Origin of the sequence: Roseixanthobacter finlandensis (genome assembly GCF_043195105.2) — a bacterium.
Taxonomy (GTDB): Bacteria; Pseudomonadota; Alphaproteobacteria; order Rhizobiales; family Xanthobacteraceae; genus NCEH01.
In genome coordinates, this window is record NZ_CM195536.1 from 4949742 (window position 1) to 4964193 (window position 14452).

Below are 14452 nucleotides of genomic sequence, written 5' to 3' on the forward strand. Positions count from 1 at the left end.
GGTGCACGCTGCGATGTGAAGGAGAGGGAGCGAACCGGCGCGAATCAGCCGAGCCGGCCGGCGGGGAAGATGGCGTCCGAGCGATCGACCGGGCTCGGCGCGGAAAGGATCCAGCCGGTCTGCCCGAGGCGGGCGGCGCCCGCGTCGTGCGCGGCGCCGGCAAGGCGGGCCGCCGGCACCGCGTCGGCCTTGATGATGACATTGATGTCGAAATCGAACTCCAGCCCGCAATAGAGCCGCACCAGATCCACGATGCGATTAGATTCCGGCCCGCCGGGCAGGAGATCTTGCAGGCCATCGCGGTCCACCGGGCCGATCACCACACGGAAGCAATCCTGCGCCGCCCAGGCGCGTGACCCGAGCATGGCGCTGGAATCGAGCCGGCAGTGAAGGCCCTGCGGCGCGCCAGCAGACGGCAGGCGCGTCTGTTCGGATGGCGCAACGGACAGCCAGCCGCCGACGAAGGAGACGATCGAGACCGGGTGCGCCAGCTCGTTCACCAGCAGCGCCTCGAGCCCCGACATGGGCCGCGCCTCGCTCGCGAACAGGCCCGCATGGTGCAACACCACCTCGTCCGCCAGCGCGAGGCGATCGTGCAGCGCCGGCGGGCTGAGCCCCACCAGGGCGCGCAGGGCGATGGTGAAGGGATCGGGCGTCTTGGGCGTGCGCTGTTCGTGGGAGGCGGCGAGCCGGTATTTGGTGGAAGCCCGATAGAATTGGGTCACCGCCCGGTGCTGGAAGATGTCCAGGAAGGCGGCGAAGGCGGGGTTCTTCTCGTGCAGGCTCTGGGTGGCAAGATTGGTATAGCCATAGGGCATCACGCCGAGCGGCCCGATCAGCCCGAACAGCGCGACGGTGAGCTGCACCGGCCCCTCGCCCTGCGGGGCGACCGCGCGGGTGATGGTGGCGGTGGGATATTTGAGCGAGGGCTCGGAGACGAAGCGCACCGCATCCAGATGCACGTCGCGGTCATCGCCGAAGCCGGACGACCAGCTGCCGCGCTGATCGTGGATCGGCCCCTGCTTGTCGCGCCACCGCCGCTCCAGCACGCGGACCGCCTGGATCAGGTCGAAGCTCTCCGGCGTGGCGATGAGCTGCTCGATTACAGTAGCGGACGGTATCCGGCGCGCGCGGGCCATGTGCACAGGGTTCCTGACTGTCCCTTGATCGTGGCGGTCAGCCGCGTGAAGGAATTGATGGAGGCATAGAGCCCGAAGAATTGGTCCAGCACCATGGCGAAGAGGAACATGGAGCTGCCGCTGAAATTGGCGGGATCGAACTCGATGCCGATGTCGATGCCGCGGCAGATGGCGTCGCCCCAGGCCACATCCCCCGGCCGCACCGGCGCGCGCGCCGTGCCGCGCTGCGCGGTCAATTCGACGATGCCGTCGATCAGCCGATAGCTCTCGGCGGAATCGCGGAAATCATAGAGCCGCAGGATTTCCTTCAGCGCCTCCAGGCCGTGAGTGCCGGAAATCGAGAGATGATTGAGCAGCAGATGCGAGACCAGCTGCCAGCGATGCCCCTGCCCCGGCCCGAGGCGCAGTGTGCGCGTGGGCGGGGAAATGCAGCTGATCTCCCCCACCGTGCCGATGCCGTGCACCGGCTTGAGATAGGGATGTCCACCGCCATAGGGCAACTTGGAGGGTAGATCGCGGTTGAGGCACAGGGTTTCCAGCGACACCACCCAATCCTGCTGGCCGGTCGGGTCGCGATCGAGATCGACGAAGGAGAGGAACACCTCGGTGCCCGGATCGCGCCCGCCCGCGGGCCGGCGGGATGCTGCCCAATAGGCCGGGGCGTTCACCTCGCGGCCGGCGCGGCGGCGGGCATAGAACGGCAGCACGGGCCGCTGCTCGCCATCGGCATCGGTGCCGATGACGGACAGGATGGAGTGCACCTCCAGCACGCCCTGCCGGCGGGCATCGGGGATGATGCGATGCTCATAGCGGTTCTGCGAGAGCACCATCGGCTCCGCGCGCTGGGGAAACAGATTGATGATGGGGGTGCAGCCGAGCGCGAACAGCTCGCGGGAGACGGTGCGCTCCAGCGTCACGTCGGTGCGGTCGAAATAGAAGAACACGTCCATCGCCGCGCCGGCGTCGCGCAGCACCTTGGCGGAAAGGTCGATGTCGAAGAACAGGAATTTCTCGGGGAAGACGAAGAATTCCGTCAGCAACCGATAGGCATGCTGCGACTGCGGGGGATAGGGCAACATGTTGTCTTCGGGGCCGAACCCCACCGGGGAAACCGCGCTCGGCGGCAGGATCACCGGATTCTGGTCGCCCACCCCGTCCGCCAGGGCAATGGAGACGGTGTTGTTCAGGATGAATTGCTGGAGCGTGTAGACCTGATGCGGCTGGCCGCGCAGATACACCCGCAGCTTGTCGGGCTGGAGCTGGGTGAAGGTGACGCCGGGCGTGGTGCAGGCGAGCGAGAGGCGCAGCACCGCCGCCGCGCCATCGGCGGCGGGATTGGGCGGCGCCACCAGCGGCCGCCCGGTCATCGAGGCGTCGTTCAGCACGATCGGCCAAAGCGTCACGGGATAGCGGGTGCGGAAGCGGCAGACCTCGCCCTGCACCGGCTCTGATTCCAGCTCTGTGTCGGCGGGAATGAGCTGCGGCCCGGTCATCTCCGCCTTGGGCTGGAACTGCACCGTCGCCATTGAGGGAATCGGCGCGAGATAATGCGGGTAGAGCACTTCCAGCAGCGCGTTCACCAGCTCGGGAAATTCATCGTCGAGCTTGCGGCCGATGCGGGCATTGAGGAAGGCGACGCCCTCCATCAGCCGCGCCACATGGGGATCGTCGATGGCATCGCCGGACAGGCGCAGATGGCCCGCGATCTTGGGATTGGCGCTGGCGAATTCGCTCGCCATCTGCCGCAGATAGGCGATCTCGCGGTTGTAATAGGACAGAAGATCGTCAGTCACTGCGCGCACTCGTGAGGGAGACCGTATTGCCGAGCGGGTCGATCAGGGTATCGAAGATCATGGGTTCCGGGGAGGGCTCGATCATGATCTCCGCCTCGATGCGCATGCGCAGCGAGCGGTCGCTGGAATCCACATTGGGCACCGCGCTGACCCGCATGTTCGCAAGCCGCGGCTCCCATTGCCGGATGATGTCGCCAATCTCCTCCACCACCTGCGCGCGCCGCTGCTCCGTCGACAGATTGACCGTGGACAGGCACATGACGCCGAAATTGACCAGCGAGGTGTCCAGCTCGGTGAGATCGGCTGCCCAGCCGATCACCCGCCGATCGGTGTTCAGCAATTCCTCCAGGTCGCGCCGCAACCCGTCGCGGAACGCGGCCACCGTGGGCCGGTCCGCGTCGAGCAGCCGGTCCACCAGCGACAGGCCGAACGGGGCGAGTTGCTCCGGGCGCCTCATGCGGCGGGAGCGTCCTGCTGCGCGGAGACCGCCGAGGTGAAGGCGAGCGCGCGCAGATCCAGGATCGAGACGCTCTCCTCGCCCACCAGGAAGCAGCGCAGGCCCTGGCCGGTCACGAAGCCGGCGCGGTCCTCGATCCAGTCGGTGGCGCGGCCGAGCCGCAGCGCCTCGCGCAGCTCGCCGGAGAGAACGGGATAGGTGGCGGGAACCACCACTTCGCCTTCCGGCCCGCCGCGCACGCTCATCTGAACCGTGCGCCAGGCACTGTCGAGCGGACGGCTCGGCACCGTGAACACCGCCTCGTCCACCTGCTCCAAGGGAATCCAGAAATATTTGCCGGTCACGGTCATCACTTCGAAGATGCCGGCGGTGAGATCATCGAGGTCGCGGAAATCCTCGAACGGCACGCCATTATGCGTGCCGGCGACCACCGGGCGGGCCTCCTCGGCGCGGGCGAGGCAGGCGCCGGCTTCCTCGGCGCGGCCTTCACGCAGATGCATCAGCGCTTCGAGGCGCAGGGTCACATGCTCGGGCGGAGTGCCGGCGAATTCCGGCATGCGGCCCTCGGTCCACACCTGGCGGCGGGCCATGTCGGCGCGGACAAGCTGGCGCAGCGCAGCGACGCGCACGGCGGTGGTGGGGTCCTGGGTGGCGATGGCGTCGAACTGGCGCTCGGCCCGCTCCAGATCGCCGGCGACGCACAGCAGCTCGGCCAGCAGGCTGCGCCGCTGAATGTCCTGCGGGGCAGCCTTGACCTCCGCGTTTCCGGCGGCGATGGCGTCGCTCAGACGGCCGGCTTCGAAAATCTTCAGCGCGGAATCGGTCATGGGAGACTCTCCTGGACGTCGGTTCAGCCGGTCCGCGACGTGGCGATGGCCACGTCCGTGACGAGCTTGAAGGTGGTGAAGATCTGGTCGAGTTGGAAATGCGGCCGCAGATGCATGACGCAGGCGAACGTGCCGGGACGGCTCGGCACCGCCTTCACCTCGACGCTCGCCTCGCGCAGCGGATAACGGGCCTTCATATCGGGGCCGGCATCGTCATTGCCGAGGCAATAGGAATGCAGCCACGTCTGAAGGTCGCGCTCGCACGCCTCGGCATTCACATAGGCGCCGATCCGGTCGCGGATCTTCACCTTGGCATAATGGGCGAAGCGCGAGACGCACAGGATATAGCGCAGCATGGCCGAGAGGCGCGCGTTCACATTCGCCGCCGAATGCCCGCTCATCGGCACTTTCTGGATCGACGGGCTGGAATGGAACACCAGATAGGGCGTGTCCTTGCAGACATTCACCGTCATGAAGCCCATCTGCCAGAGATCAAATTCGGTCTGGTTGGCGATCGCAAGCTCGCTGCCGAACCGATCCACCACGCCCGGCGTATCGGTTTCCGCACTCGGCGCCTGGATGCCGGTGACGAGGCCGTTGTCGATCTCGTCGCGCCGTGTGCCGCAGATATCCGCGAACCAGCCGTGCAGGTCAAAGGCGCGGATCAGCACCTCGCCGAAGGGATAGATCGCGCTGCCCCAGCACATGTCGTCCTCGGTGAGGCCGCGCAGATCCTCGCGATAGCGGAAGCCGACGCCGGCGACCCCGTCCTGGGTGTAAGGCTTGCGCATGAGCACGCGCGGCAGCACGAGCCCGAGGAAGCGCACGTCGTCGGTGGCGCGCAGCCGCTCGAAACGGGCGTATTCCGCCCCGCGATACAGCCCGCTCAGGCTCGGCAGGTGGCTCAGCTCGGAAAAGCTGTCGAGGCCGAGCATGCGCGGGGATGCGCCGAGGATCGCCGGGGCGAAGGCGGCCGCGGCAACGCCCGCCAGTCCCGCCAGCCCGGCCACATCGTCGGTGGGATGATCGAGGGTCGGGCGGTGCTGCACCTGATAGTCGCATAGCAGCACGCCATAGGGCAGGCCACCCGGCATGCCGAATTCTTCATTATAGACCTTGCCGAACAAATGGCTCTGGTCGAAATCCGAGGCGCGGTCGAAATCGGCGCACACCTCGCTCCAGGACAGGTTGAGCACCCGCACCACCACCTTCTGGGCCGAGGCGGCGCAGGCGCCGAGATAAGCCAGCCCGCGCCAGGAGGCTTCGAGCGCGCGGAAGCGCTCGTGGTGCAGCACCGCGTTCAGCTGGTCGGTGAGCAATTCGTCGAGAAACGCGATGTCGCGGTCGATCAGGCCGGCGAGCGCCGTGCCCTTGGGCATCTGCGCCAGATCCGCGCCGAACCAGGCGATGAGCGCACGCAGGGGATCGTCCTCGGCCAGGAACGCGGTCAGGCGCGCGTCATCCGCGCGGCCGAGCGCCATGTCGATGGCGTGGCGGCGCAGCGGCGGCGGCAGTGGGACCAGCAGGTCGAGATCCGACGACCGGCCCGCGCCCGCCAAGGGAGCGGGCCCGGAAGGTGATGCCTCCGGGCCCGGGTGCAGTTGATCCACCAGGGAGTCCAAACGGGTGTCCTCCCGTGGCGCTCAATCAGTTCAGGACGCGGTCGGGATGCGGGCCACCATGCGCAGCGAGGTGGTCAGCTCTTCCATCTGCAGCCACGGACGCAGCCAGGCGACCGCGTTGTAGGAACCGGGCTTGCCGGGAATCTCGCGCACTTCGACCTTGGCCTCGGCGAGCGGATACTTGGCCTTCATGTCCTGGCCGGCATCGGGATTGCCGTTGACGTAATTGATGATCCAGCGGTTCAGCCACTTCTCGCAATCGGTGGCTTCCATGAAGGAGCCGACCTTGTCGCGTCCCATGATCTTCAGATAATGGGCAAAGCGCGAGGTGGCCATCATATAGGGCAGGCGCGCCGAGATCGCCGCATTGGCGGTCGCCTCGGGGCGGTCGTACTTCTTGGGCTTCTGCGTGGTCTGCGCGCCGAAGAACACGGCATAATCCGTGCCCTTGTAGTGGCAGAGCGGCAGGAAGCCGAGCTTGGAGAGTTCGGCCTCGCGGCGATCGGTGATGCCGATTTCCGTCGGGCACTGCTGGTCGCTGTCGCCGTCGTCGGAGACGAACACGTGGCTCGGCAGGTTCTCCACCTTGCCGCCGCCTTCGGCGCCGCGGATGGCGGTGCACCAGCCATGCTGGGCGAACGCGTCGGTCAGGCGCACGCCGAGCACATAGGCCGAGTTCATCCAGGTGTAGTCGGAATGGTTCATGGCGCGCGGCACGCCATTGACCACCGGAGCCTCCTCATAATCGAACGCTTCCACCGGCTTGGTGTCGGCGCCGTAGGGCAGGCGGGCGAGCGTGCGCGGCAAGGTCAGCGTGACGAAGCGGGAATCCTCGCTGTCGCGGAACGAGCGCCACTTGGCGTATTCGATGGAGTCGAAGATCTTCTCCAGGTCGCGCGGCTTGGACAGCTCGGTGTAATCGTCGAAGCCGAACAGCTTGGGGCTGGAGGCGGCGATGAACGGGGCGAACGCCGCGGCGGCCACGGAAGACATCTGCGTCAGCAGCTCGATGTCCTCGGGATGGTTGGAGAATTCGTAATCGCCGATGAGCGCGCCATAGGGCTCGCCGCCGGGGCTGCCGAACTCGGTCTCGTAGATCTTCTTGAAGATCGTGCTCTGGTCGAATTCGGAGGACTTGGTGAGGCTCTTGTAGAGCTCTTTCTTGGTGCAGTTCATGACGCGGATCTTCATGCCCGCGCCGGTTTCCGAATTCATCACCAGATAGTTCAGGCCGCGCCAGGTGCCTTCCAGCTTCTGGAAATCGGCATGGTGCATGATGGCGTTGAGCTGGGTCGAGATCTTCGCGTCAATGCCCTTGATGGCATTGTTGATGGTCTGCGACAGGTTCTTGGAATAGGTGACCGTGCCGGACATCGCTTCGCGCGTGAAGGTGCGCAGCAGTTCGGCGGTGCGGTCGGGATCGGTCTGCTTGGTGGCAGCGATCGCCTGGTCGAGGAAGGAAGGGGTACCGGCTTCGGCGACTGCGCCCTCCGGGGCGGCGCCTTCCTGGGTCTGAGCGTCGGCCATGATCAGCCCTCCTTCTTTTCGGTTTCGGCTTCGAGCCCGAGCTGGCTGCTCAGCGTCTTCAGATCTTCTTCCTTGGTCAGGATCTGCTCAAGCAGGCTTTCCAGGTTTTCCGAACGGTCGGCCTTGGAGAGCAGGTCGCGCAGCTGGTCGCGCGCTTCCATCAGCTTGCGCAGGGGTTCCACGCGCTGGACCACGGAGGCCGGGTCGAAATCGTCCATGGACTTGAAGCCCAGCTCGACCATCATCTGGCTGCCGTCGTCGGCGAGGGTGTTGTCCACCTTCAGTTTCAAGCCGGGGGTCATGCGCGCCAGGATCTGGTCGAAATTGTCCCGATCGATCTGGATGAACTTGCGATCGTTCAGCGGCTTCAGCGGCTCGGTGGGATCGCCCGAGAAATCGCCGAGCACGCCGACAACGAAGGGCAGTTCCTTCTGGACGACCGCGCCTTCGGTCTCGACATCATAGGTGATGTGGACACGCGGCTTGCGCACGCGGTTTAGCTTTTCGTGAATGCTGGGCATCGCGCTTCAACCCCTTGTTCTCGGCTACGCAGTTGGCGTTACGATCTCCGACATCCGGCGCGGCGGCCGGGCGCGGTCAACTCTCCACTTCCGGCGCCTTCAGGCCGGAGGCGATGTAGAAATAGCGGCGGGCATCATGGTCGATGATCAGTTCGTCCAGAAGCTGTCCGAGCGGCATGCGCCCGCGCCGCACGATCTCTTCCAGCGTGTAGGAGATCGGCGAATGCGGCTCATGCTCGCGGAAATAGGCGGCGATGCGCAGGATCTGCCGCAAGGCGTCCTCGCGGTTCGAGGGTGCGCCGAACGCCGCCGTTCCCCCGCCCGGCGCCGCGCCGACGGTGCCGCCTTCTTCCGCGGGAGCCTCGGACTGGGAGGTGTGCATTTCGCTCTGCTGCGCGGCCTGGGCCAGCTTGTCGGCGGCGAACACCCGCACCGCATCCAGCACGCCCGTCAGCACGCCGCGGATGGTGCCGGCCGGCGGGGCATCGCGGCCCACATGGGCGCTGAACGCCTCGGAGAGCGCGTTCAGCGCTTCCAGGCAGGCTTCAAGCTCGGCCACGAGATTGGAATAGAAGGAGGCCTGGGTTGCTTGCACCGATGCGGTGAAGGCATCGAGCGTCAGTCCGCCCGCCGCGAGCCGCGCGTCGCGCTTGGCCTGATCGGCGATATGGACGATATCGTTCGCCTGCTCATACTGCCAAAAGGCATAGGCCGGATCGCCCGCGGTGATCGGCAGCTTGCGCAGCGGCTGGATCAGCGTGCCCTGCCCGTCCACGCCGTTGAGGCCGATGAACGGCGCGAGCCGCGCCTCGTTCCCGTCCTCGTCCGGTAGCGGGTGGATTCCCTCCCAGAAGGTGGCGACCAAGCCCTCGGCCACCTTCAGCGCGGTATAGAGGCCGCTATAGCCGTCGATCCGCACCATGCCTTCGATCATCCAGGCCATCACCTCGAGGTCCTTGCCCTCCAGGGACAGGATCTCGCCGGACAGATCGACCACGTCGCCCCACTCTTGCAGCGGGGGCGCGCCGTCATTGTCGACATCGTTGGCGCGCTCGGCGCGCCGGGCCATGGCGCGGGCGTCCTTCACCCGCAGATAGCGCGAAGTGACGGAGATATCGGCGCGCGGATCGGTGCCGCAAGGCGCCTCCTCGCTGATGGGCTGAAGCAGAACTTCAGGATCGAAAGTGGTTGCAATGGCCATGGGTTACCGAGCGTGCCCTAGATGTGCTGCACCCGATTGTCGATGCGCGCAGTCGCAGCGCCGTCGCATCGGGAAATACGCTAACGGATGTGTCGGCTGGAAGCTAGGCCGGAGACCAAAACACCATTGTGACAGCACAATATTTGTTCGCGCGCGGGATTGTGCAGTGCAAGCAAGGATCATCATGGCACCAGCGAGGGGAGGCACTTGAAGCCGGTCATCGGGTTCTGGCGGAAGGGATTGTTCACGCTCGCGGCGTCCAGCGTGAAACCGGCCGAACGCGGTCCAAGATTCACATTGAAGGAGAATCGGTTCGCCGTGATGCGGGTGAGGCCGCGCGCATTCAGGAAGCGGAACAGCGCCCATGGCCCGTTCACGGTGAGCGAGGAGGGCTGGCCGCTTTCCTGGGCGCCAAACTCCACCCGCATGATGCCCGTGGCGCCAGGCCATTTCACCGCCAGCGCCTGCGGTGGCCCATATTGGTAGATGATCGACTGGCCGTCGATCTCGAGCTTCACGCGCATGGCGCCGGGATCGAGGCGGGTCGGCGTCACGTCGAAATTGAGCTGCGGCGCGGTGGCCCCGGCGGGAAAGAACATGGCCCGGATGCGCGCCGCCTGCTCGAAATAGCCGAGCGCGGCGACCGTGATGTCGGGCCGCGCGCTGGCATTGGACAAAAGCTTCCAGGGCGCGATGCTGGTATCCACGAACGGCTTCAGCTGCTTGTCGAAAAACTGCTCCAGCAGGCCGCCGGGAGCGAACATGCGGGTGAAGTCCGGCAAGGTCGCCTCATTCTGCGAATTCTCGAACGGATAGCGCCCGTTGATGGCCACCTGGCAGAACGGCAGCACCTGCGCCTTCCAGGCCGCGTTCATGTCCTCGCGCACCCCGGCATTGGTGATGGTGGAGGTCTGCCGCACCAGGGCCATGATGGATTCCGCCAGCGCCGGCGGGGCGGTCAGCGTGCTCATCCTCAATTGCCCGAGGATCTGCGCGAATGCGGGCCCGGAGGTCAACTCGGTCACCTGGGAGGGGCTGGCATCGCCCGCGCTGGCGGCGGGGCCGATGGCCATGCGCAGCTGGGTCAGCGCCTTGATGACATCGTCCACCGGGCTCGGCGTGCCGGAGACGAACTTGTGCAAGCCGGCGAAACGGTCCGTCACCGGCTGGCCAGGCGAGGGACCGCCGCCGAGCAGGCTTTCCAGCTCCGCCTTGGCGGCGGAGGCATTCTGCACCGTGGTGGGCTTGGCAGGCGGGGCCAGCGTGGTCTGCTGGGCCACCGCGCTCAGATACATCTTGAGCGGCGAAGGCGGACCGATCAGCGCCTGAAGCACCGCCATTTCCTGCTGAAGCGTGCTGAAGGGCGCGATGGTGACATCGCTCAGCAGGTCTTCCCATTGGGCGGCATAATCACTGGTGTAGAGCGCCAGCATATCCTTCTTCAGCTGGTCCGTACGCACCAAGGCGGGCGTGTTGGAATTGGCCGGGGTACGCACCCAATCCTCGCGCACCAGGGCTTCCGCCACCTTGGAAATGCCCGGCAGCACGACGGTGAAGAAATTGGCCGCGGTATACATGCCCGCGATACCGTCGGAGAGCGATTTGCCGGTGCGGCGCACCAGGGCATAGGGCGCAAGGGGGCCCGCCGCTTCGGCGAGCGTCCAGGGTGTCAGGTCCTTCACTTCCGGCTGGTCTTCCAGGATCGCCAGGCCGCGCTCGGCGGCGGGATACTGGTTCAGCACCACCCGGGCGCGGGCCACCAGATTGTTGTTGAGATCGAGCTTGGGAAAGCCGGCCTGCAACAGATTGGTCAACTGCGTCACCAGCGCCGCACGCAGCGGCGCCTGGGCCGGGCCGGGATAGGCGTCGGCCCAATCCTGCCGCATCCAGGCGATCACCAGATCCTTGTCGATGGGCGCGACGCCGCCGAACATCAGATAGACCATCAGCGCGCCATAGAGCGCGCTGGGCTTGCCCATGTTCGCCTCGATCTGCCGTTGCAGGCGCAGGTCGAGGCGCGGCAGGAACAGTGTTTCCAGGGCGTCGGTATATTCCGAGCGGGTCGCGGTGGAGAGCAGCGGGGTCTGGCTCAGCCCCGCCGTCAGGCGCAGCGGAACGTCCTGGTTGCGATCATTCCACCCGGTCGGCATGGCGGCGAGCGTGGTGAGCGCGGGAATGGTGACGGAGAGGTCCCCGTCGTCGGGCTTCACATTGGTGCTGTTGCGGAGCGGCGCGATCACCACCTTCGCATTGTCGGCGGCGCGATCCACCTGCTCGATCAATTCGCGATTGCCGACGAAGCTGGCCGCCCACCAGATCGAAAGCCCCGCCGCCAGGCAGGCGGTGAGCGCGGTGAGGCCCCACGTCATGCGTTTCTGGCGCCGCTTCAGCTCGGCATCCACCCCGACGAGCCCGGCCTCGCCGAAGATCACCTTCTCCAGCGCATCATGGATGAAGAAGCCGGTGCGGCGGCGCTCCACCACCGCAGTGCCGCCTTCCGGCCGCTCCTGAGGGATCAGGCGATAGGGGCTCTCGTTGGCGGCGTCCTCGGCGTCGGCGCTGGTGAGGTAAAGGCCGCGCAGCAGCAGGGGGCGTTCATAGCCGCTGGGCTTGAACATGTCCTCCAGCAGATCGCAGATCGCCGGCTTCACCGCCGCCAGATAGGGCAGGAACATGAAGGTGTCGAAGCGCCGTTCCGTATCGGCCTCGGTGTTCACCCGGTTCAGCACGCGCGGCAATTGCCAATGCAGCAGATTGTCGTATTCGCGGTTGAGGAACGCGAACATGGTTTCGCCGTCGGCGGTGAGGCCGTTTTCGTCGCACAGCGGGAAGGTCAGGCCGAACACGCGGTTGCGCTCTTCCACGGTGATGCCGTCGAAGAACGCATGGAAGCCGGGAATGCGGTCGGCCTTGGTGATGACCACGTAGATCGGGAATCTTACCTTCAGGCGGGTCTGCAAGCCCACCAGCTGCTGGCGGATGTCGGCGCCATGGGTGAGGCGGTCGGTCTCGCTCCAATTCTCCAGGTCTTCCAGGCTGATGGCCAGGATGACGCCGTTGATCGGCTGGCGCGGCCGGTGCTTCTTCAGCAGGCCGATGAAATTATTCCACACCTGCCGGTCGCTGCCGGAGGCGACGCCGTCGCCGCGAAACGGACCCTGGGTGTCCACCAGGACCGCCGCATCGGAGAAGAAGAAGGCGCAGCTGTTGCCGGCGGCGATCTGCCCGCCCGGTCCGTCGCGGCGGTCGTTCACCGGGAACCGCAGGCCCGAGCGGCGGATCAGCGAGGTCTTGCCCGCGCCGGCGGTTCCGGTCACCAGATACCAGGGCAGTTGATAGACGTAGGAGTGGCCCCAGCGGTGCGACAGGCGCATGCGGCGCAGGACGCCGAGGGCGCGCTGCATGCCGTCCGCCATGGCGGACGTCTGCGCCTCCACATGTTCATCGCGGGCGGGAACCACGCCGGCCGGCATGAGTCCCTTCTTGTCCTGCGGCAGGCCGCCGGCCGCAGGCGCCGGCACGGACGGCCGCCAGCTCAGAACGATGAGGACGCAGACCAGCACCAGCACCAGCAGCGCGAGCACGCGCGGCGTCACGGCGACGAGCGGGGCCTCCCCAGCGATGCTGAGATGCGGGGCAAGGAACCAGATGGCGGCGGCGACCAGGGTGGCCACCACGATCAGCACCACCCAGCGCCAGAATGCGCGCGACGTCAGCATTTTCACCATGGAGATTGTCCCCTCACCTGGGCTCTGCGGGGCGCTATTGGGGAGTCAGCACAATTTCGACCCGCCGGTTGGCCTGGCGGCCTTCGGGAGTCGCATTGGACGCGATGGGATCTGAGGATCCGCGCCCGGTGGCGGTGATGCGCGCCGGGCTGCCCATCTCGGCGGCGAGGAAATCCGCCACCCGGCCCGCACGCGCCTGGGAGAGAACCTGGTTGTTGGGATAGGTCGCGGTATTGATGGGCACGTTGTCGCTATAGCCGATCACTTCGATCGTGCCGGGCGTCTTCATCAGCGCCTGCCCGATGTGTTTGATCACATTGGTGAATTGAGCGCGGATCCCGGTGCTGGCGGTGGCGAACACCTCGCCCACGGTGCGGATCACCACCTTGTTGTCCTGCTTGATCACCTGAAGCACGCCGGCCTTCTGCTCGGGCGCGAGGAAGGTGGAGATGATCTGATAGGGATCGGGCGCGGGCACCGCCGGCTTGGGAGGCGCGACGGGGGCCGGCGCAGGTGCGGGCTGGGCCGGCGGCGCGGCGACCGGGGTCGGCGGCTTGGCCACAGGGGGCGCCGGAGCGGCCAGCAGGGCGGAAACTTTCTCGGCCGCAAGGCTGCTGTCGTGCCGCAGCACGGCGGCGAGCGCGATGAAGCCGGCCACCAGCAGGGTGCCGAGGATCGCCCCGCCGACCCAGATCGGCAGCAGGTCGCGCAGCTGGTGCTGCTCCACGCTGACGCCGCGCCATTTGGGCGAGAGGTCGGTCTTCACCGCACCCTGCGCGCTGCGCAGGATCTGGAAGATCTCCTCGCACAGATGGGCAAGCTCGCCCGCCCCGTTCGCCGCGAGGCGATATTTGCCCTCGAAGCCGAACTCCAGGCAATAATAGAAGAACTCGATCTCCTTCAGCACCGATTGCGGCGCCGCCATCATCTGGTTGAGCAAGGCGAAGAAGCGCTCGCCGCCCCAGGTCTCGCGGAAGAACATGGAAATCATGCTCTTCGAGGACCAGAAGCTGTCCTTGCCCCAATTGGTCTTCAGGACGCCATCGTCCACGGTCGCGGCGAGGGCATATAAGGTGATGCGCACCTGCTGGGAATTCAGCCCGTTGGCGGTCGCCTGGGCCTCGAAATCCTGCAGCCCCTGCACCAAGGTCTGGTGCAGCCATTCGATATCGGGGGTCTGGGTCGTGGCCTCGACGCTGGCCAGGAGATCGAAGATCGGCGCCGCGAGGCCGAGGCTGGGATTGTCGCGATAGACATCGAACGCGGCATAAAGCGCATCGGAGCGTTCGGTCCCGGCCGGCGGTCCCTTGCGCGGCGCGGCGCGGTCATCGGCCCCGCGCGTCGCGGACATCGTCTGGCTCTGCGGCGGCGGCGGCGCGGGCGGGCGCGTCTGTTCGAACGGCGCGGCACGTGCGCGGCCCGTCGGCGGCGCCGACTGCGCCTTTACCGGACCATCGGCGGGCGCGGCGACCACGGAACCAAGCTGCCGCGCTGCGACAGCAGGACGAGCGAAAATGGTGTCATCCATATCCCCTTCGCTCGGTCCATTGCGGTTCATGTGATCAGTTTCCAGCTTGATCCAACATACCTCGTGTGAGCTGAACTTGTGATGCTTTCCTGTTGCGATCCGATGACTA

The 14452-nt window shown here is 66.4% G+C and carries 10 protein-coding genes; all 10 read right to left on the bottom strand.

Translation table 11 applies throughout. The annotated features are described in order from the left end of the window. Positions 1-44: 44 nt before the first annotated feature. Complete coding sequence (tssG, locus tag V5G24_RS23050; protein WP_394084003.1) at positions 45-1139, bottom strand: type VI secretion system baseplate subunit TssG; 1095 nt, start codon at positions 1137-1139, stop codon at positions 45-47. Beyond that, positions 1103-2932, bottom strand: coding sequence for a type VI secretion system baseplate subunit TssF (gene tssF, locus V5G24_RS23055; protein WP_394084005.1), 1830 nt, complete (start codon positions 2930-2932; stop codon positions 1103-1105). Before tssF ends, tssG begins: the two co-directional genes overlap by 37 nt. Then, on the bottom strand, positions 2925-3389 hold the full coding sequence (gene tssE, locus V5G24_RS23060) for a type VI secretion system baseplate subunit TssE (RefSeq protein WP_394084007.1): 465 nt from the start codon (positions 3387-3389) through the stop codon (positions 2925-2927). Before tssE ends, tssF begins: the two co-directional genes overlap by 8 nt. Next, the gene (locus V5G24_RS23065; protein WP_394084009.1) at positions 3386-4216 is read right to left on the bottom strand and encodes a type VI secretion system accessory protein TagJ; all 831 of its coding nucleotides are present in this window, start codon (positions 4214-4216) and stop codon (positions 3386-3388) included. Before V5G24_RS23065 ends, tssE begins: the two co-directional genes overlap by 4 nt. 23 nt (positions 4217-4239) lie before the next feature. Next, positions 4240-5826: a type VI secretion system contractile sheath large subunit gene (gene tssC, locus V5G24_RS23070; protein ID WP_394084011.1), complete on the bottom strand. Its 1587-nt coding sequence runs from the start codon at positions 5824-5826 to the stop codon at positions 4240-4242. Positions 5827-5868: 42 nt separating this feature from the next. Further along, positions 5869-7365 carry a type VI secretion system contractile sheath large subunit gene (gene tssC, locus V5G24_RS23075; RefSeq protein ID WP_394084013.1) on the bottom strand — a complete coding sequence of 499 codons (1497 nt, stop codon included), beginning with the start codon at positions 7363-7365 and terminating at the stop codon, positions 5869-5871. A 2-nt stretch (positions 7366-7367) separates the two neighbouring features. Beyond that, a complete protein-coding gene (tssB, locus tag V5G24_RS23080) occupies positions 7368-7886 on the bottom strand; it encodes a type VI secretion system contractile sheath small subunit (RefSeq protein WP_394084015.1) in 519 nt (172 codons plus the stop codon). Between the two features lie 76 nt (positions 7887-7962). After that, positions 7963-9087 carry a type VI secretion system protein TssA gene (gene tssA, locus V5G24_RS23085; RefSeq protein WP_394084017.1) on the bottom strand — a complete coding sequence of 375 codons (1125 nt, stop codon included), beginning with the start codon at positions 9085-9087 and terminating at the stop codon, positions 7963-7965. Positions 9088-9269: 182 nt separating this feature from the next. Continuing rightward, positions 9270-12815 (bottom strand): type VI secretion system membrane subunit TssM, encoded by a 3546-nt coding sequence (tssM, locus tag V5G24_RS23090; RefSeq protein ID WP_394084019.1) that lies wholly within the window; start codon positions 12813-12815, stop codon positions 9270-9272. 34 nt (positions 12816-12849) lie between these two features. Further along, complete coding sequence (gene icmH / locus V5G24_RS23095) at positions 12850-14343, bottom strand: type IVB secretion system protein IcmH/DotU (RefSeq protein ID WP_394084021.1); 1494 nt, start codon at positions 14341-14343, stop codon at positions 12850-12852. Between the last annotated feature and the right edge of the window lie 109 nt (positions 14344-14452).

Bases quoted from the DNA above. Each gene is read 5' to 3' on its own strand.
- tssB (WP_394084015.1), bottom strand. From the start codon at position 7,886: ATGCCCAGCATTCACGAAAAGCTAAACCGCGTGCGCAAGCCGCGTGTC.
- icmH (WP_394084021.1), bottom strand. From the start codon at position 14,343: ATGGATGACACCATTTTCGCTCGTCCTGCTGTCGCAGCGCGGCAGCTT.
- tssA (WP_394084017.1), bottom strand. From the start codon at position 9,087: ATGGCCATTGCAACCACTTTCGATCCTGAAGTTCTGCTTCAGCCCATC.
- tssM (WP_394084019.1), bottom strand. From the start codon at position 12,815: ATGGTGAAAATGCTGACGTCGCGCGCATTCTGGCGCTGGGTGGTGCTG.
- V5G24_RS23065 (WP_394084009.1), bottom strand. From the start codon at position 4,216: ATGACCGATTCCGCGCTGAAGATTTTCGAAGCCGGCCGTCTGAGCGAC.
- tssE (WP_394084007.1), bottom strand. From the start codon at position 3,389: ATGAGGCGCCCGGAGCAACTCGCCCCGTTCGGCCTGTCGCTGGTGGAC.
- tssG (WP_394084003.1), bottom strand. From the start codon at position 1,139: ATGGCCCGCGCGCGCCGGATACCGTCCGCTACTGTAATCGAGCAGCTC.
- tssC (WP_394084013.1), bottom strand. From the start codon at position 7,365: ATGGCCGACGCTCAGACCCAGGAAGGCGCCGCCCCGGAGGGCGCAGTC.